26 protein-coding genes are annotated in these 26,034 nt (G+C 42.7%); 14 read left to right on the forward strand and 12 right to left on the reverse strand.

All coding sequences use genetic code 11. The annotated features are described in order from the left end of the window. The first annotated feature begins 332 nt into the window (after positions 1-332). The 3 genes from AK822_RS11915 (at position 333) to AK822_RS11925 (ending at position 1,657) form a co-directional block, all read left to right on the forward strand. Positions 333-656 carry a BolA family protein gene (locus tag AK822_RS11915; protein ID WP_060491791.1) on the forward strand — a complete coding sequence of 108 codons (324 nt, stop codon included), beginning with the start codon at positions 333-335 and terminating at the stop codon, positions 654-656. Positions 657-748: 92 nt separating this feature from the next. Next, positions 749-1,108, forward strand: a complete 360-nt coding sequence (locus AK822_RS11920; protein ID WP_060491792.1) for a SirB2 family protein — start codon at positions 749-751, stop codon at positions 1,106-1,108. A gap of 147 nt (positions 1,109-1,255) precedes the next feature. Next, a complete protein-coding gene (locus AK822_RS11925) occupies positions 1,256-1,657 on the forward strand; it encodes a hypothetical protein (RefSeq protein ID WP_060491793.1) in 402 nt (133 codons plus the stop codon). A gap of 160 nt (positions 1,658-1,817) precedes the next feature. Here the strand turns inward: AK822_RS11925 and trxC are convergent, their stop codons facing one another. The 3 genes from trxC to AK822_RS11940 form a co-directional block, all read right to left on the reverse strand. Then, positions 1,818-2,255, reverse strand: a complete 438-nt coding sequence (trxC, locus tag AK822_RS11930) for a thioredoxin TrxC (protein ID WP_060491794.1) — start codon at positions 2,253-2,255, stop codon at positions 1,818-1,820. A 97-nt stretch (positions 2,256-2,352) separates the two neighbouring features. Then, a complete protein-coding gene (locus tag AK822_RS11935) occupies positions 2,353-2,535 on the reverse strand; it encodes a YgaP family membrane protein (protein WP_045444095.1) in 183 nt (60 codons plus the stop codon). Positions 2,536-2,701: 166 nt separating this feature from the next. Further along, positions 2,702-3,574 carry an MBL fold metallo-hydrolase gene (locus AK822_RS11940; protein WP_060491795.1) on the reverse strand — a complete coding sequence of 291 codons (873 nt, stop codon included), beginning with the start codon at positions 3,572-3,574 and terminating at the stop codon, positions 2,702-2,704. Positions 3,575-3,853: 279 nt separating this feature from the next. On the opposite strand from AK822_RS11940, the gene AK822_RS11945 reads away from it, so the two are divergent. From AK822_RS11945 to AK822_RS11965, 5 genes are all read left to right on the forward strand, one after another. After that, positions 3,854-4,222 (forward strand): ArsR/SmtB family transcription factor, encoded by a 369-nt coding sequence (locus AK822_RS11945; RefSeq protein ID WP_319020723.1) that lies wholly within the window; start codon positions 3,854-3,856, stop codon positions 4,220-4,222. Between the two features lie 238 nt (positions 4,223-4,460). Further along, the gene (locus AK822_RS11950; RefSeq protein WP_060491796.1) at positions 4,461-6,170 is read left to right on the forward strand and encodes a SulP family inorganic anion transporter; all 1,710 of its coding nucleotides are present in this window, start codon (positions 4,461-4,463) and stop codon (positions 6,168-6,170) included. A gap of 217 nt (positions 6,171-6,387) precedes the next feature. Beyond that, the gene (locus AK822_RS11955; protein WP_060491797.1) at positions 6,388-6,714 is read left to right on the forward strand and encodes a protein tyrosine phosphatase family protein; all 327 of its coding nucleotides are present in this window, start codon (positions 6,388-6,390) and stop codon (positions 6,712-6,714) included. Positions 6,715-6,842: 128 nt separating this feature from the next. Next, entirely contained in the window at positions 6,843-7,175 is a 333-nt protein-coding gene (locus AK822_RS11960; protein WP_021813753.1) for a protein tyrosine phosphatase family protein, read from the forward strand. Between the two features lie 150 nt (positions 7,176-7,325). Continuing rightward, positions 7,326-8,069: a glutathione S-transferase family protein gene (locus AK822_RS11965; protein ID WP_228139027.1), complete on the forward strand. Its 744-nt coding sequence runs from the start codon at positions 7,326-7,328 to the stop codon at positions 8,067-8,069. Positions 8,070-8,153: 84 nt separating this feature from the next. Here AK822_RS11965 and ahpF read toward each other — a convergent pair whose 3' ends face one another. Next, positions 8,154-9,731 (reverse strand): alkyl hydroperoxide reductase subunit F, encoded by a 1,578-nt coding sequence (gene ahpF / locus AK822_RS11970; RefSeq protein ID WP_060491799.1) that lies wholly within the window; start codon positions 9,729-9,731, stop codon positions 8,154-8,156. A 502-nt stretch (positions 9,732-10,233) separates the two neighbouring features. On the opposite strand from ahpF, the gene AK822_RS11975 reads away from it, so the two are divergent. Then, positions 10,234-10,482 carry an HP1242/YdcH family protein gene (locus tag AK822_RS11975; RefSeq protein ID WP_045444089.1) on the forward strand — a complete coding sequence of 83 codons (249 nt, stop codon included), beginning with the start codon at positions 10,234-10,236 and terminating at the stop codon, positions 10,480-10,482. 173 nt (positions 10,483-10,655) lie between these two features. Here AK822_RS11975 and ahpC read toward each other — a convergent pair whose 3' ends face one another. After that, positions 10,656-11,222 (reverse strand): alkyl hydroperoxide reductase subunit C, encoded by a 567-nt coding sequence (gene ahpC / locus AK822_RS11980; protein WP_045453533.1) that lies wholly within the window; start codon positions 11,220-11,222, stop codon positions 10,656-10,658. 348 nt (positions 11,223-11,570) lie between these two features. Here ahpC and AK822_RS11985 point away from each other — a divergent pair, with 348 nt between their 5' ends. Together AK822_RS11985 and AK822_RS11990 are read left to right on the forward strand one after the other, a co-directional pair. Next, entirely contained in the window at positions 11,571-12,479 is a 909-nt protein-coding gene (locus AK822_RS11985; RefSeq protein ID WP_060491800.1) for a hydrogen peroxide-inducible genes activator, read from the forward strand. A gap of 45 nt (positions 12,480-12,524) precedes the next feature. Continuing rightward, entirely contained in the window at positions 12,525-13,208 is a 684-nt protein-coding gene (locus tag AK822_RS11990) for an HD domain-containing protein (protein WP_060491801.1), read from the forward strand. On the opposite strand, the gene AK822_RS11995 is transcribed toward AK822_RS11990, so the two are convergent. The 7 genes from AK822_RS11995 to AK822_RS15215 all read right to left on the reverse strand — a co-directional run bounded on the left by AK822_RS11995 (position 13,186) and on the right by AK822_RS15215 (position 22,034). Next, entirely contained in the window at positions 13,186-13,791 is a 606-nt protein-coding gene (locus AK822_RS11995) for a methyltransferase domain-containing protein (RefSeq protein WP_060491802.1), read from the reverse strand. The two genes, AK822_RS11990 and AK822_RS11995, sit on opposite strands and share 23 nt — an antisense overlap. A 150-nt stretch (positions 13,792-13,941) precedes the next feature. Further along, entirely contained in the window at positions 13,942-14,610 is a 669-nt protein-coding gene (locus AK822_RS12000; protein WP_060491803.1) for a M48 family metallopeptidase, read from the reverse strand. 2 nt (positions 14,611-14,612) lie between these two features. Next, complete coding sequence (locus AK822_RS12005; protein WP_060491804.1) at positions 14,613-16,154, reverse strand: DUF1513 domain-containing protein; 1,542 nt, start codon at positions 16,152-16,154, stop codon at positions 14,613-14,615. 3 nt (positions 16,155-16,157) lie between these two features. Further along, positions 16,158-17,306: an imelysin family protein gene (locus AK822_RS12010; protein WP_060491805.1), complete on the reverse strand. Its 1,149-nt coding sequence runs from the start codon at positions 17,304-17,306 to the stop codon at positions 16,158-16,160. A 147-nt stretch (positions 17,307-17,453) separates the two neighbouring features. Continuing rightward, complete coding sequence (locus AK822_RS12015; RefSeq protein ID WP_060492307.1) at positions 17,454-19,121, reverse strand: di-heme oxidoreductase family protein; 1,668 nt, start codon at positions 19,119-19,121, stop codon at positions 17,454-17,456. Between the two features lie 307 nt (positions 19,122-19,428). Further along, positions 19,429-20,889 (reverse strand): imelysin family protein, encoded by a 1,461-nt coding sequence (locus AK822_RS12020; protein WP_060491806.1) that lies wholly within the window; start codon positions 20,887-20,889, stop codon positions 19,429-19,431. Positions 20,890-21,380: 491 nt separating this feature from the next. Beyond that, positions 21,381-22,034, reverse strand: a complete 654-nt coding sequence (locus tag AK822_RS15215; RefSeq protein ID WP_045444070.1) for a YiaD family glycine zipper/OmpA-like lipoprotein — start codon at positions 22,032-22,034, stop codon at positions 21,381-21,383. 355 nt (positions 22,035-22,389) lie between these two features. On the opposite strand from AK822_RS15215, the gene AK822_RS12030 reads away from it, so the two are divergent. The 3 genes from AK822_RS12030 to minC all read left to right on the forward strand — a co-directional run bounded on the left by AK822_RS12030 (position 22,390) and on the right by minC (position 25,730). Beyond that, positions 22,390-23,352 (forward strand): acyltransferase, encoded by a 963-nt coding sequence (locus tag AK822_RS12030; RefSeq protein WP_060491807.1) that lies wholly within the window; start codon positions 22,390-22,392, stop codon positions 23,350-23,352. Between the two features lie 326 nt (positions 23,353-23,678). Further along, positions 23,679-24,740, forward strand: coding sequence for a hypothetical protein (locus AK822_RS12035; RefSeq protein WP_372885647.1), 1,062 nt, complete (start codon positions 23,679-23,681; stop codon positions 24,738-24,740). 126 nt (positions 24,741-24,866) lie between these two features. Next, on the forward strand, positions 24,867-25,730 hold the full coding sequence (gene minC / locus AK822_RS12040) for a septum site-determining protein MinC (RefSeq protein ID WP_060491809.1): 864 nt from the start codon (positions 24,867-24,869) through the stop codon (positions 25,728-25,730). Positions 25,731-26,034 lie beyond the last annotated feature (304 nt).

The raw sequence follows: 26,034 nt of genomic DNA on the forward strand, positions 1-26,034 counted from the left end.
CTTTGAGTAAATGGTTGTTACTTATAAAAGCAGAGTACAGGTTATCAATTGTGCTCTGCTTTTTTATGCTGATAGCTAACAGATACCGCTACTTGCCATGACTGGCTATTAGCTCTCGTCATTAAAGACAGTATGTTAAAAAGAATATCTTTCATTGCTATATTTTTTAAAAACAGGATAGCTCAAAAGTTTAATCGCTTACAGGCATACGCCACTTAATAGCAGGCTTTACCGCTAATAGCGTCTGCTATAATAGGCATTATTTGCAATTCACAAATTGCTAAGTATGATACCGCCAAGTACTATTAGGCAAAATATATGGAAAGATCATTATGAGTAAAACACCGACCGCTGATGCGCTCAATGCTGAGCTACAAGCGTTGCAGCCGCAACATATAGAATTGTTGAATGAGTCAATGAATCATTCTGGTTATTTTGATGGTAAAGAAAGCCATTTTAAGCTTACGATTGTTAGTGATGCTTTTGAAGGCAAAAGATTGGTCGCACGGCATCAGCTTGTATATGGACTGGCAAACTCCTTATTAACCTCGCAAGGCGGTCAAGTCCATGCTTTAGCGATTCATGCTTACACCCCAATAGAATGGCGAGGTCAAAGCCCTGATAGTCCGTTATGTGCTGGACAAAACAAGGGCTAATAACGAGCTATTGCGAAGATAGTGTTTTCCATACCATAATTATATGTAACCAGTAAGCGCTGAAACTGCACCTTTAAAGGAAATAATATCTCATGAAACATCTACACATGCTCATGGCTGTATTGCTCATTGCCCTGTTTTTATATCAGAGCTATTTGGTATTAAGCTCAAACAAGCAAGCGCCACGCGTGGTTAAAATCTCTTCGCACATTCTCTATGCCCTCATTATTGTGTCAGGGGCAGTCATGCTAATGCAGCTGATGAGTGCCAATGCACCCATACAATGGGTATTTGCAAAAGTAATCTTACTCGTTGCGGCTATCAGTGCCAGTATCAAAGCGTTTAATAATAACGCCACATCTAGCCAAAGAAAGACCGGTATTCTTATTGCTGGAGCGGCATATGTGGGCATTGTGGTACTAGCCTTTGCTAAACCTGGTAACTTATTTTAATAAACATATAACATTTTGATTGCACAAATACTTATATTACTAGCATTGAAAATATTTAATAATTGCTATATTTTCAATATCTTAATCCCATTAAGTTTGCTATCTTACATAAATACAATCGCCTTAACCTAGCCTAATGGAGCCACTATGAAAACTCTTACTGCAGCGACACTACTGGCGACAGCTGGCATTTTTGGTCTCTCAGGCTGTGCCTCGACGGGCAATGTCACGCCACAATATGTGCCGCCAAGCACGTATCAAAGTTACGATTGCCAAGCCCTTAGCCAAGAATATAACCGCGTCAATCGCTATGTCGACGCGGCGCGCAATGAGCAATCAACTTTATCCGCCTCAGGTGTCGGGGTTGGGGTTTCTGCGGGACGTTGGGGCATCTCCCCTAATATTAGCTTTGGCGTGGGCAAAAGCAACAATACCAAGGCGCGCGATGCAAAATTATCACGGCTCTATGGCGAGCGTGATGCCATCATTCAATCCGCCCGCATTCAGCGTTGTAGCTTTGCCAATGGTGTTAAGATTTATGGCGAGTAATGCGTGATAAATTATGTTTAATAGATTATGTTTAATAAGTTAAGTTTGATAAGTAATATTTAACTGCTCAACTCTTTGATGACTTTAGATAGTATTTGTTATAAAAAAGCCAGCATGCAATAAGCATACTGGCTTTTTTATAATCATAATCCGTTAAAACTCAAGAATGTAAGCTTTGTACCCACTGAACAATTTGATCGCTAGGTAACGCACCTGACTGCCGTGATATCTCTCTACCATTTTTAAAAGCCACCATGGTTGGCAAACTGCGAATATTATAAGGTGCCGCCGCTTGCTCATATTTATCGGTTTGTATTTTGGCAAACACTACTTGTGGCAGTTGAGCCGCTGCGGCTTTGAACTGCGGTGCCATCATTAGACACGGCTGACACCAACTCGCCCAAAAATCAACGATGGTCAAGACTTCATTTTTTTGAATGACTTTACGAACCGTTTGGGCGTTTAGTTCATGAAGACTTCCCGTTAATAACGGCTGACCACATTTGCCACAATTTGGCGCAGCACTAAGTTTGGCTGCTGGTATGCGGTTGGTTGCCTGACAATGTGGGCAGACCAGATGAGAGTTTTGCTCAATCATTATAAGACTCCTATACAAGTAGCATGGGTGTTGGTCGATCAAAGTATTCAACACACATGCTTGATTATGTATTTATGACAATAAAACTAGCGACTGTTTAACGCTTGCAGGTATTCATCCCAAGCATTTTATACAAAGGACAAAAGCGGAAGAGTCCTGTGAGTAATGGCACTAAGCCAATCACGCCCCACCAGCTTTGAAAATACAAACCCAAGCCGATAATCACGACACCCGCGATAATACGTAGTAAACGCTCAGTACTGCCGATATTAATTTCCATGGTTCAATCCTTAAGTGTGAAGGCTTAATGGTAAAGGAGTAATATAGCCATGTGTTTACGGTAAAGACTAGCATTATGATGGCTTATACTCGTATTGTGCTTACGTAACGTTATACATGTTTATAATGTTTGCTTATTCTGATGTCTACTTATCCTGATATCTGTCTTATTGCCCAAGTACATTAATCGGTACTTTGAGATAACGGGTACCATTGTCTTCTGGCTCTGGGAAATGACCTGCATCGATGTTTACTTGTACCGATGGAATAATTAGACGCGGCATGTCAAGAGTGGCATCGCGGCGCTCACGCATTTGCACAAACTCTGCTTCATTAATGCCATCTTTGACATGGATATTGCCCAGTTTTTGTGCAGCGACAGTCGTGGTTGGACAGTGCTGGCGACCCTTGCTTGGATAATCATGGCACAGATATATTATCGTATCTTCAGGGAGCGCAAGGAGCTTCTTGATTGAGTGGTACAGCGTCTTGGCATCCCCACCTGGAAAGTCACAGCGAGCCGTCCCGACATCAGGAGCAAATAAAGTATCACCAACAAAGACCACGGTCTTTTCATCATCAGTAGCAATATAGGCCATATCTGCCGGCGTATGACCCGGTACATACATGACCGTAATAGTAATATTGCCAAGCGCCAAAGTATCGCCCTCATCCGTTAGAATATCGAACTGGCTGGCATCGGTGCGAAAGCTGGTATCAAAGTTGAATATTTGCTTAAATATTTTTTGCACTTCGGTGATATGTTGACCGATTACCAACTGCCCACCGAGTGTATCTTTGACATGTATCGCGGCGGATATATGGTCAGCATGCGCATGAGTCTCTATGATGTAAACCAGCTCCCAACCATGCTCGCGGACGAACTCTATCACCTCATCGACGCTAGTAGTACTAGTGCGCCCTGACTTAGCATCAAAATCCAATACAGGATCGATGATGGCACAGACTTGTTGTTGAACGTCCGCGAGTACGTGAGTATAAGTTTCTGTGTCGCTATGTAAGAATGAATGAACTTGCATGGCTACCTCTTTGCTTTTAGATGAATATTTTATTTTTTGATAAATTGTTCAGTATAATATGCACCGGCTTCAGCTTATCGTATTGACCGCCACATATTTATCAACGATGCATACCAATATAGCAACGATTTAACATTTTATCAATTTATATAATGTAAATAATGATAACTTGCTATCCGTGGCAATATCATTGATAATTAATCCTATCTTAGCTATTAATCCTAAATTTTTTATTATGTCTTATATAAGGAGCTTGCTCTGACTACTTCTACTTCAGCATTGAGCACCTCGACTACTAGCATTGATGATGCGTCATCTAGCGTAGCAGACTTTGCACCTAAAGACCTTGCTGAGCAAATGCAGCAAGCGTCCATGCAAGCCAGCCAACTATTAAAGTCGCTTTCACATCCGGATCGCTTATTACTCTTATGTCAGTTGACTCAAGGAGAATATTGCGTCAGCGAGCTCGAAAGCTTAGTCGGTGTTGGTCAGCCAAGCTTGTCACAGCAGCTTGGTATTCTACGCAAAGATGCGCTGGTGACGACCCGCCGCGAAGGCAAGCAAATTTATTATAGTATTGCCAGCGACGATGCCTTGGCAGTGTTACATTTGTTGTATGAACGCTTTTGTGCCAAAACTGACAGCTAGTTTGTTGGCTTGAGTTTTTAGCATCACTTGTTAGCGTCATTTTTTAGCATAACTTTATGAATTTAGCGCTTGGCTGTATTTAACCTTTTCTTTTATTCAATTTTTTCTACTATAGTCAGTTCAATATAGTTTAGATATAAGGAAGGCAAGCGAAAGTACTACCAATAGTAGACTAAGCGAGCCTGACACCGTATCTGATTTATATAGGATTGACTATATATTGTGATGACATATTGCTATGCCTTCTATCGCCGCTCGTCTGATTCCTGCTTGGTTGCGTCAATACCAGTTGTCTGCCCTGCCAACTGACGTTGTTGCTGGGTTGGTGGTTGGGGTGCTCGTCATTCCGCAAAGCTTAGGTTATGCGGTATTGGCAGGATTACCACCCGTCTATGGACTCTACGCGGCCATCGTTCCCGTGCTGGTCTATGCATGGATAGGATCGAGTAATGTGCAAGCAGTAGGGCCTGTCGCTATTACTGCGATTATGACAGCCAGCAGCCTGCATCCTTATGCTACAGAGGGCACTCAGCAGTATATATTGATGGCAAGTTTGCTGTCATTGATGGTTGGTACGATGTTATGGCTAGCAGGGCGGCTCAAGCTTGGCTGGATTATGCAGTTTATCAGTCGCGGCGTTTCAGCAGGCTTTATCAGTGGTGCAGCCGTATTAATTTTTATCAGTCAGCTTAAATATCTGACTGCGATTCCTATTGCGGGAAATAACTTAATCGGTTATCTATCAAGCATGCAAATGTATGCACGCCAGCTACATCCGCTAACCTTAGTTATTGGCGTCATTGCTTTTGCACTGTTGGTGGCCAATCGCTACGGTAGCAAATGGCTATGGAAATCTTGGTTATCAGTGTCTTATGCCAAATGGGCTGAGCGACTATTTCCGCTTATTTTGCTCGGTATTGCAATTGTTTTGAGCATCAGCTTACACTGGACTACGAACGGCGTGGCCACGATTGGGAGTATTCCACAAGGCTTACCAACCTTTACCCTGCCCTATGTACCAGACTTCGATGAGGCGCTGAATCTATTACCTAGCGCAGGTTTGATGGCATTGATTATCTTTGTCTCTAGTAGCTCCGTCGCCAGCAACTATGCACGCCTGCGCGGTGAGGCTTTTAACGCCAATACTGAGCTGACTGGACTGGGGCTCGCCAATATGGCGGGTGGCTTCTTTCAAAGCTTTACCGTCGCTGGCGGCTTTTCGCGCACCGCCATCAATGCCGATTCAGGGGCCAAAACACCAGTTGCAAGTTTAGTAACCGTGCTGGTCATGATTGCTGCTTTAATCGCTTTTGGCAATGTACTCGCACCACTGCCCTACGCTTTATTGGGCGCAACCATCATGGCATCGATCATCGGTCTCATTGATATAGCAACCTTGAAATCGGCATGGCAACGCGACCGTCTAGATGCGGCCAGCTTTTTGGCGGCATTCATCGGCGTATTGATATTTGGATTAAATACAGGCTTAGTAATTGGTTTGATGGTGTCGTTTGCTAGCCTCATTTGGCAATCGAGTAAACCGCACGTCGCTGTGGTTGGTCAGCTAGCTGGCACAGGGCATTTTCGCAATATAAACCGTCACGATGTGGTGACCTTTAGCAACTTATTGATGCTGCGTATCGATGAGAGCTTATTTTTTGGCAATAGTGAATCCGTCCATCGTAGGGTCATACAAGCCACTCAGCAATATCCAGAAGCGCATGAGGTCATACTCATCATGTCAGCGGTCAATCACATTGACCTGACCGGACAAGAGATGCTGATCAGTCTTAATCAAGAGCTGCTGAACCAAAATAAACATTTAAACTTTAGCTTTATTAAAGGACCAGTAATGGACATTATCGAGCATACTCCGGTCATTACCACCCTCTCAGGTCAAGTTTATTTAAGCACGATGGATGCGGTAAATGCGCTAAAAGATATCTAATCGGTCTGTGAGACATATGTTGCTCAATCAAGCATACTTATTATTGTGCTGTGACAAAATATAGATATGATAAAAGCTGTGTTATGCTAAATTGGTATAAGCCCTTAAAAAATACAGCCTTTAGAAGAGATACCTAAAGTACAGCCTTTATAAAATGGCGCTTAGCTACAATACGATACCTCCAAACGTCTTTTAATATACGCGACCGAAACGACTTATGACCGATAATTTAACTATTTATAAGCAAATTTATCCAAGCCAATGCACCAAGATTGCTGAGCTTGGCTACCGCTCCGTGCTCAATATTCGTCCTGATGCCGAGACAGAAACGCAGCCCAATAGCGGCGACTTTACCAGTGCCACGGCAAAAGCCAACCTTACTTATCATCATTTACCGTTTGATGATGAGCGCTTGAGCATGGCGACTGTCGAGCAATTTGCGGCGTTTTATCGCTCGATGCCTAAACCGATATTGATGTTTTGCGGGACAGGTGCACGTGCTAAATTGTTGTATCAAAGCGCATTGATGCAAGGTTTGTTATAACCGTTACTATAAAAAATCGATAATGCTTACATACGGTCTCTTTAGAAAGTTGCCTATTAAGATTAGGCTAAGATTCTGTATCTTACGCCACACACTTTATTTAGTATAAAAAATAAAAAGGAGCTCTTATGAGCCATCAAATTAGTATTACCGGACAAATCACCCCTGATCAAGTACCTATGATTGCTGAAAATGGTTTTAAAACCATTATTAACAACCGTCCAGATGGTGAAGAGCCGAACCAACCGACCAGCGCTGAGATTGAAGCTGCTGCTAAAAAAGCAGGTCTTGCTTATAAAGAAGTGTCTTTCGCTGGTAGTGAGCTTAATCAAAACCATGTCGAAGAATTTGCTGATTTCTTTAATCAAGCTGAACAGCCAATGCTGATCTTTTGCCGTACTGGCAACCGCTCAACAGGTATTTATGAAGCGGCAAAGCGTATGGATTTATTAGACGATTGATAGTGACTTAAATACAATTACTACTGTTGAAAAAATGCCCGTCCAAATTTTGGATGGGCGTTTTTTACTGGAATTACTGAACTACAGACTGGTTAATTTTTAATATTGAGCACATAATAAAATACTACTTATACAGCTCAATAGGATTTTATGATGCAAGAACCTCTACTCATCATCGGTAATAAAAACTATTCGTCATGGTCATTGCGAGCTTGGCTACTACTCAAAGCTTTTAATATTGATTTTGATGAGCAACTGATTGAACTGTTTCATCCATCCGCGATACCCATTCTCAATGAGCATGCGCCAACAGGCAAAGTACCGGTTCTGGTTTATGGTCGAGGTGAGGATAAAATCACGGTCTGGGATACTTTAGCGATAGCCATTCACGCCAATAATTATTTGACGGAATTAGATCTTTGGACAGGATTGAGGAAGTCTGACGCTGAGACCAATACTAGCAACAGAATAAATAGCGCTTATTGCCAAAGCATCATCGCTGAGATGCACTCAGGGTTCATGGGCATTCGTAGTGAGATGCCGATGAACATTCGAGCGATGGCGAAGATACAACCAAGTAATGCCTGCTTAAATGATATAGCGCGTATAGAAACAATATTCGAAGATTGCCTGAAAGAGCGCTCAAAAGACAGCTACTTGCTTGGTTCATTTACGGCTGCTGATGCTTTTTTTGCACCAGTTATTCTACGTTTGCAAACGTATGCCGATGCCTCTGGCATAGTGTTGAAATCAACGACCAAACAGTATTGTGAGACGATGTTAAACAACCTTCATATACAAGCTTGGATCAATTCAGCGTTAAAAGAGACACGTGTAATCAAAGAAGATGAAGCAGGTGAGATACTTTCGGTGGTTGGGGTGTTGGCTGAATAGTACTTAATTCATATTTATAAGCAAAAAAACCCGACGCCTTAGCATCGGGTTTTTATCTGAACTTGTAGAAAATTCATTTAAAGCTTACTGCATAACCAAGTATTCAAACGCTGATAATGCCGCTTTGCTACCTTCACCCATCGCAATATTAATTTGCTTAAATGGCACAGTGGTCACGTCACCACAAGCAAAGATACCTTTACGATCAGTACGGCAGCGCTCATCAATCTCAATCTCGCCAAAACGGTTCAAATCAACAAAGCCTTTAACAAACGCAGAGTTCGGTACTAGACCAATCTGTACAAACACCCCTGCCAAGTCACGCTCATGAGTATCACCTGTACTGCGATCTTGATAAACGATCGAAGTCACTTTACCATCAGTCGCTTTAATTTCTTGCGTCGCTGCGCCAGTGATAAATTCGATATTATCTTTCTCTTTGGCTTTGTTAATCAATACCTGATCCGCTTTTAAATCATCCGCGAACTCAAGCACGGTCACATGCTTCACGATACCAGCAAGATCTAATGCCGCTTCGATACCAGAGTTACCACCACCGACGACAGCAATGTCTTTACCCTTAAAGAATGGGCCATCACAGTGAGCACAGAAAGCCACGCCTTTACCGATGTTTTCTTCTTCACCCGGAACACCAAGCTTACGCCACTGAGCACCCGTCGCTAAGATAATACTGCGTGTCTCAAACGTCTCACCCGTGTTTAGATGAATGCGATAGTTTTCATCTTCTGTCTCACTGATTTCTTTGACGCTGACATGCTCTTTTAAAGTAATATCGTATTCGCGTAAATGTTTTTCAAAGTTCGCTGATAGCTCAGTACCCGTGGTTAAAGGCACAGAAATTAAGTTTTCGATATCCTGTGTGTCTTTCACCTGTCCGCCGATACGATCAGCAACCATCGTCACTTTTAAGCCTTTACGAGCGGTATAAATCGCAGCGGCAACGCCAGCTGGACCTGCACCAATAATCGTCACATCTTGCTGCTCTAACTGCTCAGCATCGTCATCAGCTTCTGCTAACAGGTCAGGAAATTGCTCTTGCAACTTTCCAATCAATTTTGCCGTGTCGATGAGACCATTGGCAAACGGTTTACCATTTAAGAATACCGCTGGTACACCTTGGATGTTATTAGCATCAACCTGCTCTTGGAATAGAGCACCATCAATCATCTCGTTGCTAATACCATCGTTCAATAGTGCAAACTGGTTGAGCGCTTGTACCACTTCTGGGCAACTGTGGCAAGATAGCGACACGTAAGTTTGAAACTGTAGTGGCTTATTAAAACGCTTAATCAGCTTTTGAATACTTTCATCCAATTTTAGCGTATGACCACCCGCTTGCAAAATAGCCAAAATCAGCGAGGTAAATTCATGACCACCGGGGATGCCACTAAAGACGATACCCGTATCAGTCAATGCACCATCGACATGACTGACTACTTTAAAGCTAATTGGACTTGGTAAGCTATCATCAGTTGCTGTTGCATCAAAATTGATTTTATCTGTGGTGCCAGCGATTTTAGTCAAAAAATCAATCAACTCAGCACGCTTACTATGTTCGCCACTACCCAATACAAAGGTAATTGGACGAGTCATTTTTTCGCTGTAACTTTTGATGGCATCTAATAAACTTTTATCTATCATGTTTGTTCCTCATCATTACTGGATATGTAACGGCAACTGTCATGTTGCTCGTTCAAATATAGACTATTTGGTATTAATAATTTTATCTAAAATATTATAGGCCATAATTTTATGTCCTTTGATGTCTCTATTATCATAGGTTCTGAGGGTTTCGGCAAGCTGAGAAACTCAAATCTTATGTTTTATAAAACCAATCATTAATTATTATTTTAAATTAAATTTCAATATACATGTAGATTATTCTCATGGTAACAAGGCTATTTTTTCGCTACAATCAAATGAGGCTAATAGGAAAAACTCTTATTTCCCTCGTTGCAGATTGTCTTTTATGCAAGTTTATCAAAGACGCTTTCTGCTACTATTAGGTCTTATCCATATTGAGCTAAATAGTGTTTTGGCTTAATAAAATCAAGTCTCAAAATCATAGCAATTCATCAAAACAATCTTACGACCATGCGCGGGTGCTTACTGCAAACTTGCGCTTCATAACAAGGATGACAACATGAGAAAGACTGATACATGGCAAGATAACAAAGACATTATTGCTGAGCTTAAGCTAAAAGACAGTCATTTTGCGACGATCTTTGATGAGCATACCCAGCTAGATCAGCAGATTAATCAGTTGGATAAAAACTTGGTGACACACACCAGTCGCGATGAAGAAATTGAACTGATGAAACGACGAAAACTGCATTTAAAAGATGAGATTTATAAGATAATTGATAAAAATAAACTACAATCTCATGCTTAGCGCTTCACTTATTATCACGATGCATGAATAAAAACACTTATTGATAAATAACATAAAAAGACCCCATCAACTTATGCTGATGGGGTCTTCATTTATAATGCTGATTTAACTCAAAGTAGGATATACAGCACTACAAATATCTAAAGTATTGAGCCAGTTCGTTAAATCAAGAGTTAGATTTTACCAACAAGATCAAGACTTGGTTTTAGCGTTTCTTGACCAGCTTCCCAAGCGGCTGGGCAAACTTCGCCATCGTTTTCACGAACATATTGGGCTGCTTTTACTTTACGTAGCATGTCTTTTGCACTACGGCCAATACCACCAGCATGAATCTCAGCAACTTGAATCAAGCCGTCTGGATCAACTAGGAATGTACCGCGTTCAGCCAAACCTGCTTCTTCGATCATGACGTTAAAGCCACGAGTGATGCGGCCAGTAGGATCACCGATCATTGGGTATTGTACTTTACCGATCGCTTCTGAAGAATCATGCCATGCTTTATGCGTGAAATGAGTATCAGTAGATACTGAGTATACTTCTACGCCCAAACCTTTAAGCTCGTCATAATGAGCCGCCATGTCTTCAAGTTCAGTTGGGCAAACAAAGGTAAAGTCAGCTGGGTAGAATAAAAAGATTGCCCAGTTGCCTTTTACATCTTCTGAAGTGATGGTTTTGAATTCACCATTAACGTACGCATCAGCTGAAAATTCTGGGATTTCTTGATTGATAATAGACGCCATGATTGGCTCCTTTATAGTTAATTAATAGTTAAGTTGATTGAAATTTCTTGGTATGATTGTTTCTATTAAGCCTTTACTGCTTTGGGCCACCTGACAAACTATACGCGAATTCTATCGTTAATCCAGTTAAAAGTTTTTAATGTGATGTTTTGTTTTATTAAACTTGTTAAACTATTCTCTCTACTTTTTATCATCAGTGCATTATGCGTAAGCCACTATAGAGCATGCGTCAGTCACTATACAGCCGTTAGGTTACGTTAAGATGACATCGAGTTTGGATATCGAATTGTTACACCCAATGAATCAGCATAATATATCACGTTAAAAACCCATTAATAGAGAGGTTTTATGATTACTTTACGTCAACTTGAGTTTGCTTTAGCCGTGGCTAAACACCGTCACTTCAAACGTGCAGCTGAAGACTGTAATATCTCGCAATCGGCACTGAGCTTGGGTATTGCCGAGTTAGAAAAGCAACTGGATACGCAGATTTTTGAGCGTAATAATAAGCAAGTATTGATTACCCCTATTGGTGAAGACATTTTAACACGGGCGCAGCGAGTTTTTTCTGAAGTCAATGATTTGACCACACGCGCCCATAGCCATCAATCGCCGCTGGCGTATCCGATGACTGTCGGTATCATTCCAACGATTGCGCCTTATCTACTGCCAAAAGTCTTACCTGCCCTGCGAGCCAATTATCCAGAATTTCGTATGACCATCGTTGAGCAACAAACGGAGCGCTTACTTGAGCAAGTGCGTTACGGTCATATTGATACGGCTATTATTGCGCTGCCTTATGCGGTCGATGGTTTGCACAGCTTTGAGTTTTGGAGCGAGGATTTCTTTGCCGTATTCCCAAAAGATGATGTGCATGCCAAGCTTGAAACCATCAACGCTGATGAGCTGGCAACCGCCAACCTCATGCTGCTCGGCGAAGGGCATTGCTTGACCGATCAAACCCTTTCTGTCTGTCATTTTGACCGTGCACAGATGAAATCAAGCTTTTCAGATGCCAGTCTAAACACCCTTATACAGATGGCACTTGCCAATATGGGGACGACATTGGTGCCAGAAATGGCACTCGACCAGCTGCATCTGCAGAATCAAAATGCGGTAGCCGTACCATTAGCAGAAAAAGGGCCACACCGCCATATTGCTTTTGTCACCCGTCTAAATTATGCCCGTGTCGATGATGTCAATTTATTGGGTAAAGTGTTTAAGCAAGCCTTTGAAGATGCTGCTAATAAAGAATAATCTGTTGGTTGTAAATTGTCAGCAATTATCAAACGAAGGTTAACGATGGAAGATTTGTCGCAACTAAATACTGAGCTTGGTACGATTTTTACGCAGCATTTATCCGCTATGAGTAGCCATATCACGCTAGAGCAAGTGAGCATACTTTGGCAAAATATCGCCATACGATATAACGAGCCGCAGCGTGTTTATCATAGCTTGCAGCATATTCAGCAGTTGTTTGGGCAGTTCGATCAGGTTAAGGATAATTTGCATGAGCCGCATATCATTGCGTTAGCACTGTTGTATCATGATGTGATATATGAGCCGACGCACTCAGATAACGAGCTTAAAAGTGCAGAATATGCAGTAGAGTCATTAACTGGTTATTTAAGTGCGGAGCAATGCCAACATATCTATGCGCTGATTATGATGACGGCTAGTCATCAAATTGAGAAATGGTCAGACGAGGCTAAAGAGAGAGGAAAATACAGCGATGCCGCTTATTTACTAGATATGGACTTAAGTATTTTAGGGGTATCTTGGTCGGTGTATGAACACTATGCTCACGCTGTACGCCAAGAGTATGCGCATGTCTCAGATGGTGATTATCGCGTCGGACGCATGGCAGTGTTAAAAGAATTACTGGCGCATCCAACGCTTTATCTGACGGATTATTACTATGCACGTTTAGAGAAGCAGGCTCGAAAAAATATTGAGCACGAAATTACGCTTTTACACGCATCTTAATAAACAGCTCACTGCCCTGCCGTGCAGGATGTGAATTATAGCTTGGCTCCATGATTTCAATATCAAAACGCTGCTCAAAACGCCGCTGATATTCAGCTTTTGTACCGCCAAACGGTGGTTCTTCTCGTCCAAAGTCTTTATCAAAGAGCAAACCAATCAGCTTACCATTCGGTTTCAGTAACGCTGCCATCTGCTGCACATACTCGTCACGGCGTGATGGATTTATCGCACAAAAAAACGTCTGCTCAAGCACCCAATCAAACTGATGCTGCTCAGGCGATAACTCAAAAAAGTCGGCACAGATTAAATGCTCAACTGGAAAGTCAGGATAACGCTCAGCAAACGCTGCAATCGGCGCTGGGGCAAAATCAACCAAGGTGACATTGGTAAACCCTTGCTCATGTAAATAACCTACCTCGTAAGCATTACCCGCACCCGGCACTAGAATCGCTTGCTCTTTGGCAGATTCGGGCAGTTGGTCAATATAGGCTTTGAGCGGTGGCGATACCTGTCCCATGTCCCAACCGATACTGTCTTGCTCATAACGCTGCTGCCAAAACTGCGCTTGATTGACATTTTCCATATGACATCCCTGTAGACAAACTTATTATTTAAACGACACGGTTTATATCGTTATGTCTTATCATATCAGGCTTATCAGAACGTGTCTCATTTTAAAGATGGTGTTAAAAATGAGAACATGACGATTATGGATATTATTTAAATGAATCGTTTAATCTAATTTTCCTGTCTTCCCTGCCAGCATATCGTGCCAATGCTGATAATCAGGCATTGCGGTTGCGACCGTTTGCCAAAAGGCACGACTATGATTAGCATGGTGTAAATGACACAGCTCATGGACGATGACGTATTCGGTGCACGCAATAGGATAAGCAGGCAGATACACAGACAACCAAATTCGGCGCGCACGCGTGTTACAACTGCCCCAGCGCGTATGCATTTTTTTTAGGCGTATCTCATTGGCTGTCGCACCGACAATCGGTTGCCACTTTGCAAATAATGCAGATATCGCTTCAGAAAGATGTTGCCGATAATAGGCAAGTTTTTCATCATGGTTTAAAGTGAACGATTGCTCTACACCCCACAATGGCAAGGTACTATCAGCAGTTAAAGCTTGCGCTAAAGGAAGTTGTTGCCGTTTATACTGCTCTAATACTTGCGGATGGTTTGCTATCGCCCATGACACGCGTTTCATCACAGCCTGCGCAGCTTGGGCTGGGCTAATAAATAGTGGTACAGATACCAGTAATTGATGTGGCTTTAAACGGAAATTGATATTTTTCACCCGCTTTTTGCTGATATGTAGCTCAATACCTGCTTGCGCCAAATGCTGTATCGATTTTTCTAATAAGCGAGACTGATATGCTGGCGGCACATTCATGCTCATAGCGCTTGCAGATGATTATCAAACGACATCATATGGCATTGACTGTCTTTAACGATAGCTTGATTTGTAGTGACGATATCTGAGTTCGGTATAGATAAATCATTGACCGTTAATCTGGTCAATTGACCTTGCCCATCACTAACGATGAAAGCTGATTGCTCATCATGATTGGCTGTATTATTAGTACTTTGCCGCAAAAACACTGCTGCCCCTGCACAATCTGGTAGGCTAACGTCATTTATTAAGGTGCGAGTGTTTAAATCATAAATCGCTGCACAACCGCCAATTGGTGTGGTCACGCATAGTAGGTCACGCGCACTATCGACCACTACACTGGCGATATACTGATGAAAGCGCTGCCATTGATCATTTGGCATAATAAGGGGTTTAAAATCCGTATCACCACGCTTATGGGTCAATACTAACGGCACATTGATATGCTTTTCGCCTTGGAATTGAATGCCTATCATCACCGTTCCATCGTCATGCATGGCTAGGTGACGCACGCTCATTTGATTGTGCTCAGGCATAATCTGCTCAAGTAAAGCACCAGTATGACGATTAAGGTAAACCAATGAAGGACACATGCTGTCTAGATTTAGCTCTTCACGCGACGCTTGCTCGGTTTTGATACCGCCGTTAGCGATCACTAACGTCTCGCCATCAGGATGCATAATCAGCTCATGCGGACCGATACCATGCGAGTTGTACTCTGCTATTTTTTTATAATTATCGTAAGCATCGTAGATACCGATTTTACCATCCAAACTTATGGTGTCATTCTCGGTCACATACAGCAATTCACCATCTAGGCTATAACAAGCGTGTCCATAAAAATGACGGTTGTTTGCAGCGTTAATGGCGAATTTTACTTGTCCTGTCGCAGTATCAAGCACCCAGAATTTTTCACTAGGACGACGACCTATCACCACGACGTCACGACTGCTATGATTCTTCACCGTACTATCTTGATCACTAAGCACAGGCTGAACGACAATATCATGGACACGTTCAGGCATGGTCGTTTGCCAAACGATTTGTCGCTCAGCATCAATACCGACCACACCAAAATCATTATCATCACGCTGATCATCATTTGCTAAGGCGCTATTTTTTGGCATAGACGCCACGCCGCTAACCCAACAAATGGGTCGGGTCAGTACGGTGGTGGTATGTGCCGCGCTAAAGTCAGCGACACTATGATGATTGGTATTATTCCTATCATCTAGCGATAAATAATAAGCGTGTTGCCATGCAGTAGCGGCTTGCTGACAAGCGTAACTAAACCGTGCTAGCTGGGGTGTTGGTGTAGAGGTTAACGACTGCAACTGCGAACGTATGCCTATGACATAATCCTGCAAGCGGGCATCAGGCTGACGCTGCTTGCGATAACGATGATGAATACCGACAAGCGCTACAGTACCCATTATAGTAGAAAGCATCGTCAATGCTGATGTTGCCAGCAGCTCATTATTAGACTGCTTATCTTCTGGCTGCGGCTGTGATTTATTTGCTGTCTTAGTATCGATAGAGTGCATTTTTTAATCGCCATCAGTACTGTTAAAGCCCACACGGATACCCAGCGCCGGAATCAATTGGCGCTTAATAAGACGTGTAATAGTTGTGAGGTGATCATACAGCTCTTGTTGAGTGGCTTTATCGGCAGTCCCTAAGTCTTCTGGCATTTGCGCTAATAGTGTGGTGGCATCAGCAAGCGCGGTCGATAAATTATCCGCGACTTCATTTTCATTATTGCTGCCCAAAATAGCGGTCAAAACGGGATCCGTCAGTACTTCATTCAATGTCGCCAATTTAGCATTGATAATGGCACGGCTTTGCTCTGCGGTAGCGGCTGGCAAATGACCTTTTGCCTTTCCTGTTAAGCCTAACGGTTGATCGATGGCATTAGACTTCATGGTCTCAACCAACGAGAGTAAAGAATTAAACCATTGATTCAATCCTTGATCGCTGTCAGCCGTTTTATCAATGGCTAATAGATTAGTGGCATTTTGCTGCCAGTTTTTCTCAATATCTTTTAAGCGTGTGCTCAAAGCACTGCTTGCACTCATCACATAAGCACATTGAGCAGCATCCAGACTGTCATTGGCATATAACGCTTCTTCTAATCCTGGCACCCCTTGCACGATGGCGCTCTCGTTAGCCAATTGCTCGGCGGTGAGCTTAGGATTGGCAGCGATTAGATCGGCAACGCCACTGTGTACCAGACCGCGCTCATCAGGATAGTAATTGATATATAAATTACTCATGCTGGCGGTCGCTGGACCAAAGTTAATCATCTCAGCGCCTGCCCATGCTTGTGCAAGCACTAGCCATTGATCGCGCAGTGCTTGCAGCTCATCACCGCTGACTGGTGCTTGCTGACAATGCTTTTGTGCCAAATCATGCAATAAATCACTCTGTTTTGCGGCATCCGCATAGGCTGGAATGACAATGTCATTTGCCACATGGGTCAAATAGGTCTTTTCGGTCTCGGCACTAATATCGACAGCGGTAATTTTATCTCCACTACTATCTTTTTCTGCTGCGCTTGTAGATGCCGCCTTGTCTTGCGCAACTTTTTGGCTATCTACTTCTGGCGCTTTATTGTCATCAGCAGGTTTGACGCAGCTGATCAGCAAGCCTGCGCTTAAGGCCGATAAGGCCATCGCTAAAGCATGGTTTATTTTCATAAATTTCTCAATATTATTATCAATAATGGTTTAAATTCTAATCTTTATAAGCTCTGATCTCTAGTGTTTGATTGGGCGGATAACCTTATCAACACTTACTTTCTCAGTTATTACTCAGTCATTTAGCATAGATAAATGACCTTATCTCTATAATGACTGTAAGAACGCATTCAATTCAGAACGACCTTGTTTGTCGAGTTTGAGTACTTTTTGCTGTTGCTTTTGGGCTTCACCGCCGTGCCATAGCACCGCTTCCATCAACGTACGGGCGCGACCATCATGCAAAAATGTTGCTTGTGGATCAACCGTTTGTGCCAGACCAATGCCCCATAAAGCAGGCGTACGCCATTCATAAGAATTGGCTAAAAACTCAACTTGGATATTTTTTGCGGGTAATTTCCCAGCAATCGTGCGATCGGCAAGATCATCACCCATGTCATGTAATAGTAAATCTGTATAAGGATAAATCACTTGTCCATGCTGCTCAAGATGGTCATCGTCAGTTTTTGGCAATTGATATCTTGGCGTATGGCAACTTTGACAACCCATATCATAAAAGCGTTTTTTGCCCGCTAGCACTAGCGTATCGTCAGCATCACGCCGATGCGGTACTGCCAAATTGCGTGTATAAAACTCCACAAACTTAGCCACTTCATCATTGACTTCAACAGGCGGCTTGCCATCGCCTTGCTCATCAGCCCCAGTCGTCGCATTCATACAAGCCGTCTGTGTCGGCATACAGGATTCATGAGGACGTATATTTGAGGTCAAGCCCATATCTTCATTAAAAGCACTTTGGTTTTGAGTAATCAGCTTAGTTTGCCCAGCTTTCCAGCCAAAGCGTCCAAGAGCATGCTTGCCAGTCTGTGGATCCATGACCCAATTGAACTTGCCACTGATATCGCCATTCGTACTGTTTTTATTATCAACCGCTTGTTTTTTAATAGCTTCATCCGGTATTTGCTCAAGTAATCCAAGCCCAATCATCGGTAAAGCCACTCGCGGCGACACCATCAAATCATCATCAAATGCACCATAACCCGGTTTGGTTAAATTAAAGGTGGGCGCACGCAATGTTTCGATATGACCATCTGCAAAAGTAACAGGCTTATCTGTCCACTGCACCGCAATTCTGGCTTCAGCAGGCACACCTTGGATGCCTCGATCTTGTAGCTGACCACCATACATAGGATGAACGACTTTTTCGATAAGTGAGTTTTGCAGTTGCTGACGCTGCTCATCGGTGGTCGCTGGCATCGCAAGGCGAATAAGCAAGCTATCGGCATCGTCATCACTGGTCATAGGTGCATGACCGCGACCGTCCTTGACATGGCACGACTGACAGGCAGCAACATTGAACAATGCGCCCAGACCATCGCGGCTGTCAGTGCTGGCAGGGGCAATCACCCACGGTTGCCGAAAGAACGCATTACCAATAAAGAAATGCCCTTTTCGTGATGCCGTCAAGTTTGATGAAGGTTTAGAGTAACTCTCAGCGCTGCTAATACTGATTCCTGTATCACCACCTTGCTTGACCTCTTGCGGATCAAAGCTTGCCAATTGCTGCATTGGTACGCCAGCGAGCGTTTCGATGGTTTGCAGGCGTTCAGGTGTTAGCGTTGGGCTGTCAGCATTATTAATGGCAGATTTTTCGTTTTCAGAAACGTCATCAGACACACCGTCCGTCGGCTGACAAGCACTAAGGGATAGCACACATAGAATACCAAGCATTGGCTTTAACAGGGTGGTTTTGCTGACAAAAGGCGCATAAAAAGAGGCAGGGGTTTTGGTTTTGAAGATATTTGTGGTGTTCATCGTGGTGTTCATAAAGAGTACCTTAGTTCTAATCTAGAACCATTAAAATCGCATGCTATAAAGTGTTTCACTTCTAGTCGATAAGGTACAGCGATGTACTGACCTATCAGGCTATTTTAATATGGTAAAAAAAACACGCTGCCAACGGTAGTCGACAACGTGTGTATTATACCTAAATTATTTTTCCATGAAAATAATTCTCATTAGCTTATAACGACTTGTCAGGCATTATCGATCAATGCTATGTCGGTCAATACTATGTCAATCACTGCTATGCTTGCTGTTAAGCCAGTAAATTCGTGATCGGTTAAAACTGCGAACCTGCGTCAGCATCTAAATTGTCAATACCGACCGCTTTTGCCGCATTTTCGATACCAGCTGTCAGCTCTTGTAGGCTAGTGATACTATTTTCAATCCAGCTACGACGGGTATTTTGCTCTTCAGCTGAAATACCTTGTTTGCTTACTTGACCAGCGGTGGCAATCATTTGATCAACTTTGATGCCTTCTTTTTCACCTTTTTCAACAATCACATTAAAGGCGGCTTCTACCTTAGCAAAGTCAGTCGCCAATTTATCAGCCGCTTCTTTGTTGTTGGTATCGACGAGGTAGTTTTTAACACCATAACCACCAACGCTCTTACCAGCGACTGTCTTATAGTTGCCGTTAAAGACATTTTGGATACCACGGGCATTGTTGGCATAGCTTAGATGGGTCAAATCACTGAAGCATTCGTGCTCATCTTCGGTAGAGCCCGTTACAAACGCAACCTGTATACGCTCAGAAGCAAGCTCACCCAATGCTAGGCTACCCATCTGATACATGATTTGGCGTAGACCATTATCGTATTTGCGAGCCATCAGGTCGCTACGTAAGGTATTCTCACTCTCAGGCTGCCACTCAGCTTCCATTGCAGTCAAATCATCAACCAATAATTGAGTCGCTGCTTTTAAGAACGCGCCACGACGCTCACATATACCAGCATCTTCATTGACCGTCTCACCGCTGGTACATTGACCCGCTTCAGTCGCATAATCAGTCACTGGACGATTGCCTGCACCCTCGCCAACACCGTTGTTATCTTGTCCCCATAGCATAAACTCAATCGCATGGTAGCCGGTCGTCACATTGGCTTCACTGCCACCTATCTCATTCATTTCTGCTAATAGCTCAGGAGTGATAGTACTGGTATTTTGTTTGATACTACCGACCGTAATGCTATCGCTATTGATGATATTGTCTTGGCTATTGTATTCACCTTCATAACCATCACTAACGTAATCAATCAGCGCCTCATCAAGTGGCCAAGCATTTACCTGTCCTTCCCAACCATCGATACTACCGAGTGCTCGTTTATCATTGGCTGTCACAAAACCTTCATCAAAACGGAAGATCTCAGTTTGCGAATACGGCTGGCGCGCGGCTTTATACGCCGCTTTTGCCGCATCAAGGTTTGCTTGGGTTGGTGTTGTCACATAGGTCTCTACTGCTGTTTGCAGGACTTTAGCAGTATCTAGCGAATCTTTATAGGCCGCATGCGCCATGTTGGCATAGCTGATCATAAGTCTATCGGTATAAGCTTGATCAACCGCTGATAGTTTCGTCGTATCTGCAGCGGTTGTGTCTTGCACCGCTGTTTGCGTATCGGCGGTAGAGTCTGTGTCTTCCTTGGCTTGCTTGGTACAACCCGACACCATTAACAACCCTGCAAGCACAGCAGCTAAAGTAGTTGGTAAAATCTTACGGCTCGTTACTGTGGTAATCGTCATACATATCCTCAAAAAGTATCGCAAAAGAAAAATGGGCTTTGAATAAAGAGCATTAGGGCATATCCTCATTTTAAATAATGCTGATAAAAATGAGATGAATGACAGTCAAATGAGAAAAACAGCACACATAATATCAAGATATTGACCAGAATTTGATACTATTAGACAAAATTTAGCTATTTTTGGTCCATTTAGAAAAGCCTCAAATGAACTGACAACCTACCCTAGTATCGCCACAATAACAAAGCTTTGTAAATTATAGTGTTATTGATAATCATTATCAATATTTAATTGATATTAATATAACCATTTAGCTAACGATTGTCTTATAAATAGAAACACCAAAAATATTTTAATATTGATTTAAAACTAACGGAATTCTCATACCTAAAATCATTTTCAACTTGAAATCTAAATATCAGGCATAAAAAAAGGCCAGTTTATCACTGACCTTTTTTAACACTATAATGACAGCTAGACCATCGTATGAATTAACGTACGTTGTTTGGCGCATTGATGGTTAATTCAACACGGCGGTTTTGCTGACGACCATACTCGCTGCTGTTATCAGCAACTGGGCGAGACTCACCATAAGCGACGACATTGATACGACTAGAAGCCACACCGCGTGCGCTTAAATAGTTCGCTACTGCGTAAGCACGATCGCGTGACAGTTTCATGTTATAAGCATCAGAACCTTTGCTATCAGTATGACCAGCAACCGTTATCGTGTTTTGGTTATACTCATTTAGCGTTGATGCAAGCTTATCAAGCGTTGGTCTAAATGATGGGTTTAAAGACGCATCATCAAATGAGAAAGTGATGTTGCCTGGCATTACTAGGTCAATATTACCATTCGCATTTGGCGTAACGGTTACACCCGTACCAGCCATTTGCTGCTCAAGCTGCTTGGCTTGACGCTCCATGTAGTAACCAACACCAGCACCCAAAGCTGCGCCAATCGCGGCATCACGACCTGTGTTATCACCACCTGTTGCTTTTGAAATTGCGCCGCCGCCTAAAGCACCTGCCAATGTACCGATAGCAGTTTTGTTCAAGCGTTGTTGTCCAGTGTTTGGATCAGTAGCACAACCGCTAAGAGCTAGACCTGACGCTACTGCTGCAATCATTAATGTATTACGCATAATATTTCCTCTTAAGTTTAAAAAATTATAGACAAACAAAGTGTGCTTTTTATAAATATTTTCTGTTAATTCCATCTAAATGCTTAATATACACTCGTCATTATTATGGCAATTACAATCTAATCATGTGTAATATTTTGTCACACCTGTGTATGAGAAGTGCAGAATGATTTAATGAGACTTTCACAGTGATTGGATACGTTTGTGTTCTCACTTTTAACTATCCATTAGCGCAAGGTGTTATCACAAGTCACGTTTACACTCGTACACTCTGAACCGTTTCTGCTAAAATTGTGCAATAAAACTGGCAATGAATCATTTATATACTAATAAGACTGACCGAAAAGGATTTAGCATGCGATTGACATCTACTATTCGAAAAATACACGAACGCAACCCTAAATTAGGCAAAGCCGTTTCACTTGCGACAGCGACTGGGGTTATTGCAGCCAACAGCTTCGGTGGTAGTATTCCCTTATGGTTAATGGGTGTCGGCAAAGTCATCACTGGTGCTCCTATCGCAGACAAAGCGGTGATCAAAATCGCGACTTATTGGATCAGTAGCAACAGTGCCTTGATCGATGACATGTTGCCACGTAAAGATTGGCGCATCAGCTTACCCGATGACGTGCACATCAATGGCAAATATTTGCTGGTCAGCAATCATCAGTCTTGGGTCGATACCAGTATCGTGCAGTACATTAGTGAAAAACGCTTGCCATTGACACGGTTTTTTACCAAATTTGAACTGATTTACATTCCAATTGTGGGTCAAGCCTTTTACTTTTTAGACTTCCCAATGATGCGTCGGCATTCTAAAGAAGCCGTCGCTAAAAACCCTGCTCTACAAGGCAAAGACATCGAAGAAGCCAAACGCGCCTGTGCCCTGTTAAAAGACAAACCTTTTACTTTATTGAATTACTTAGAAGGCACGCGTTTCACCAAAGCCAAACATGCAAAGCAACAGTCTCCTTATACGCATTTATTGAAGCCACGGGCAGGCGGCCTATCTTTAGCCATTAACGCGCTAGGCGAAGACATCGATGGCATGCTAGATATGACCATCGTTTATCCTGATGGTGTGCCGAGTTATAGTGATTTGTGGAAAGGTAACATCAAGCGTTTGGGCGTCGATGTGCGTTATATTGAGATGCCTGATGCATTATTTAACGATATTAAAAATGGTGGTTACGAAAATGATGACGCGGTAAAATCTCAAATGTTTGATTGGGTAGAGCAAATTTGGCAGCAAAAAGATCAGCGTATTACCGATATGTTGGCTGAGTTTGAAACAAACCCTAAAGCTCCGAATGCTTAGAGACATCGTTAACAGAGCCATGGCAGACAACAGTGAATTAATTTAAGTCGTTTTAAAACTACGATTGAGCGCTGTTGTTTAAAATGCTAATGCTAGATGTCAATTCGTAAATGCTAACTGTAAATCCCAACTCGTAAATGATAATGCGTAATTATAATGAAAGATGGGTTGTTTTTTGGCTCTATTCATTGATAATGTGAATAGTCATGAGCCCATGACTTTTTGACCGTTAGTGACTTGATAGCTCTGTAGTATTTGAGCCGCTTGTTTTTCGTGCTATTTATCATTTATAAGGTTTGACTGTGCCCGCTTCCTCTTCTACTAGCCTGCCTCTAGACTCAGCGCCTGTATCCAATCAGCCGCCTGATAATACGCTGCCACCGCCAAACCGACCAACGCCAAATCGCTTAAAACTCACTTACGATATCGTGATGATTATTGCCATCAGTATCGATCTATTATTGATTAGTATTGATGCTATTTTGATGAGTAGCTTTAGTAGCAATGCCGCAGGATGGCTCAGTATTAGCGATGCTCTCAACTGGTATCAAAATACCTTACATGAGCCTTTGCGTACCGCTGGTGGATTTTTTACCCTATTTTTGATCTTTGAGCTACTGCTACGTTGGGCGATTGCGATTAAACAAAACGTCTACTATCGCTGGTTCTTTTTTCCTTTTGTCCATTGGTATGAAGTATTGGGGTGCTTTCCGCAGCTGCGTGCCTTACGTTTATTCCGAGCGGTCATCATTGGGCGACGCTTATACCAGCTTGGTTACCAAGTGCTGCCGCAGCCATGGATCAATCGGATTAGGTTCTATATCGACTTATTACTAGAAGAGCTGTCCGACCGCGTTATATTGACGACTATCCAAAACTTTCGGCAGCAACTGACCGATCCTAAAACGCATAAATCTTTTATTGAATCAACGATAACTCGTAATCGTAACGAGATTGAGGCAGCAGTGCTGTCGATACTGCGCACAGAGCTAGCACCAAAACTACAGGAGTTGACGGCATCATCAGGTGGCGGCAGTATATTAGCCAGCGAGATGGGCAATGCTATTGAAGAGGGTTTAGCCAATACGCCTGAGCTGCGTCGCTACCTACGCATGATACCGATTGCCGGTAGCTTGATTGAATCACAGCTGCAACACGTCGGTCACAATATAGGTGAAAACGTCGTTTACGCACTGAATAAACGCCTTCTAGACCCCGAACGCCTCGATTCATTGATGGTAGCGATTGCCAACGGCATTGCCAGTATCGATACGGATAATACTGCGTTAGATACCTTGATTTCGAGTATCATTGATGACAGTTTGACTGAATTTGAAGCGCAGGTAAAAGTGCAGCAGTGGAAGCATCAAGAGATGCTTCATCTATAATCCATACTGCTAATAGCACGCCCAGCCTACAAAAAACTAGACTTGGCAAGCAAATGAATGGTATGACTCGATAATAAAAACAACACCGTGAATACAGCGACAGAATTATCTCTTGAGGATTTATATATGACAGTTTCAGACAACGACAGCCAAGGCTCGATCGCCGCGCCAGCATTACCAGCATTGGCATTTTATGGCAAGATGCTGACTTTTTCACGTTTGCAATTTAGCACAGATGATTTAAGTGCGATAGACGCTCAGCTTGCCGCAACGCTTAGTAATAAATCTAGCAATATCCCGATCCTTATCGATAGCGAGGTTGAACAAGATCTCTCAGCATTGGTAGAGCTTTTATGGTCGTGGGGCTTACAGCCTATTGGCGTCGTGACTGGTACACTAGATGCGCAAGCCCGTGAGCAGCGATTGGCCATCTTCCCTGCTGATGGCAAACGTATTGAGCGTATATTACCTAGCAAGAAAGCTGCAACTCAAGTGAGTAAAGCTCCCGATGATAAACATACAGAATCAGCCAGCACCAATTCAGACAGTAACAATTCAGACATTAACGATGATACTGCAGCCATCAGCGAGTCAAATACAGAAACAACGATAGCAAACGCCACAGCAGAGACACTGGTGAGCGCTGAGCATATTACCAGCCTAATTTACGATCAAATGCTACGCTCAGGACAAAGCCTGAATCACGTGGGCGGTGATTTGATTTTGACCAATAGTGTCAATAGCGGGGCGGAAGCGATTACCGATAATAGCTTGCACGTTTACGGTCGTGCCCAAGGTCGCTTGGTTGCTGGCGCTACTGGTGACAAAGATGCCCGTATTTTTTGTCAAGTTTTTAACCCTTCTTTGGTGTCAGTGGCGGGAACTTATTGCTTACGAGACAACTTACCTGAGCACGTGATTGACAAATCTGTACAAGTAAGATTTGTAGAAGGTGAAGGCTTAGTATTTACGGTAATGGATGACGCTTAAATCTTTTACCGTTAAGAACGATAAATTCATTCATGATTTTTATAAATGTAAACAGGCTAAGCCGATTTTCATCATACATGACGCTTATTAAAAAACGTTTATTAGAAAATCTCAACAGTAGACGTTTAGACAGCGCACTTAATATTATAGTAAGTTTATTTAACAAAACTGTTCTATGATGAATCGCTAGCTCTGCCACTATCTACACTACTCGTCAGCGTCTATTTTATTATTCACAATAAGCAATATTGACCAACAAATTCTAGGTAGCACCGCTTTGTGATCCATATATAAGCTGTTTTTC

It is taken from the genome of Psychrobacter sp. P11F6 (assembly GCF_001435295.1).
GTDB lineage: Bacteria > Pseudomonadota > Gammaproteobacteria > Pseudomonadales > Moraxellaceae > Psychrobacter.

Excerpts from the sequence above, each read along its gene's own strand:
- AK822_RS12005 (WP_060491804.1), bottom strand. The coding sequence starts at position 16,154 with ATGCACTCTATCGATACTAAGACAGCAAATAAATCACAGCCGCAGCCA.
- AK822_RS12030 (WP_060491807.1), top strand. The coding sequence starts at position 22,390 with ATGCGATTGACATCTACTATTCGAAAAATACACGAACGCAACCCTAAA.
- AK822_RS11950 (WP_060491796.1), top strand. The coding sequence starts at position 4,461 with ATGCCTTCTATCGCCGCTCGTCTGATTCCTGCTTGGTTGCGTCAATAC.
- AK822_RS12000 (WP_060491803.1), bottom strand. The coding sequence starts at position 14,610 with ATGAATGTGCCGCCAGCATATCAGTCTCGCTTATTAGAAAAATCGATA.
- AK822_RS12015 (WP_060492307.1), bottom strand. The coding sequence starts at position 19,121 with ATGAACACCACAAATATCTTCAAAACCAAAACCCCTGCCTCTTTTTAT.
- AK822_RS11985 (WP_060491800.1), top strand. The coding sequence starts at position 11,571 with ATGATTACTTTACGTCAACTTGAGTTTGCTTTAGCCGTGGCTAAACAC.
- AK822_RS11975 (WP_045444089.1), top strand. The coding sequence starts at position 10,234 with ATGAGAAAGACTGATACATGGCAAGATAACAAAGACATTATTGCTGAG.
- AK822_RS11935 (WP_045444095.1), bottom strand. The coding sequence starts at position 2,535 with ATGGAAATTAATATCGGCAGTACTGAGCGTTTACTACGTATTATCGCG.
- AK822_RS11920 (WP_060491792.1), top strand. The coding sequence starts at position 749 with ATGAAACATCTACACATGCTCATGGCTGTATTGCTCATTGCCCTGTTT.
- AK822_RS11955 (WP_060491797.1), top strand. The coding sequence starts at position 6,388 with ATGACCGATAATTTAACTATTTATAAGCAAATTTATCCAAGCCAATGC.
- trxC (WP_060491794.1), bottom strand. The coding sequence starts at position 2,255 with ATGATTGAGCAAAACTCTCATCTGGTCTGCCCACATTGTCAGGCAACC.
- AK822_RS11925 (WP_060491793.1), top strand. The coding sequence starts at position 1,256 with ATGAAAACTCTTACTGCAGCGACACTACTGGCGACAGCTGGCATTTTT.
- ahpC (WP_045453533.1), bottom strand. The coding sequence starts at position 11,222 with ATGGCGTCTATTATCAATCAAGAAATCCCAGAATTTTCAGCTGATGCG.
- AK822_RS11960 (WP_021813753.1), top strand. The coding sequence starts at position 6,843 with ATGAGCCATCAAATTAGTATTACCGGACAAATCACCCCTGATCAAGTA.
- AK822_RS11995 (WP_060491802.1), bottom strand. The coding sequence starts at position 13,791 with ATGGAAAATGTCAATCAAGCGCAGTTTTGGCAGCAGCGTTATGAGCAA.
- AK822_RS12020 (WP_060491806.1), bottom strand. The coding sequence starts at position 20,889 with ATGACGATTACCACAGTAACGAGCCGTAAGATTTTACCAACTACTTTA.
- AK822_RS11940 (WP_060491795.1), bottom strand. The coding sequence starts at position 3,574 with ATGCAAGTTCATTCATTCTTACATAGCGACACAGAAACTTATACTCAC.
- ahpF (WP_060491799.1), bottom strand. The coding sequence starts at position 9,731 with ATGATAGATAAAAGTTTATTAGATGCCATCAAAAGTTACAGCGAAAAA.
- AK822_RS11990 (WP_060491801.1), top strand. The coding sequence starts at position 12,525 with ATGGAAGATTTGTCGCAACTAAATACTGAGCTTGGTACGATTTTTACG.
- AK822_RS12010 (WP_060491805.1), bottom strand. The coding sequence starts at position 17,306 with ATGAAAATAAACCATGCTTTAGCGATGGCCTTATCGGCCTTAAGCGCA.
- AK822_RS11965 (WP_228139027.1), top strand. The coding sequence starts at position 7,326 with ATGATGCAAGAACCTCTACTCATCATCGGTAATAAAAACTATTCGTCA.
- minC (WP_060491809.1), top strand. The coding sequence starts at position 24,867 with ATGACAGTTTCAGACAACGACAGCCAAGGCTCGATCGCCGCGCCAGCA.
- AK822_RS11915 (WP_060491791.1), top strand. The coding sequence starts at position 333 with ATGAGTAAAACACCGACCGCTGATGCGCTCAATGCTGAGCTACAAGCG.
- AK822_RS15215 (WP_045444070.1), bottom strand. The coding sequence starts at position 22,034 with ATGCGTAATACATTAATGATTGCAGCAGTAGCGTCAGGTCTAGCTCTT.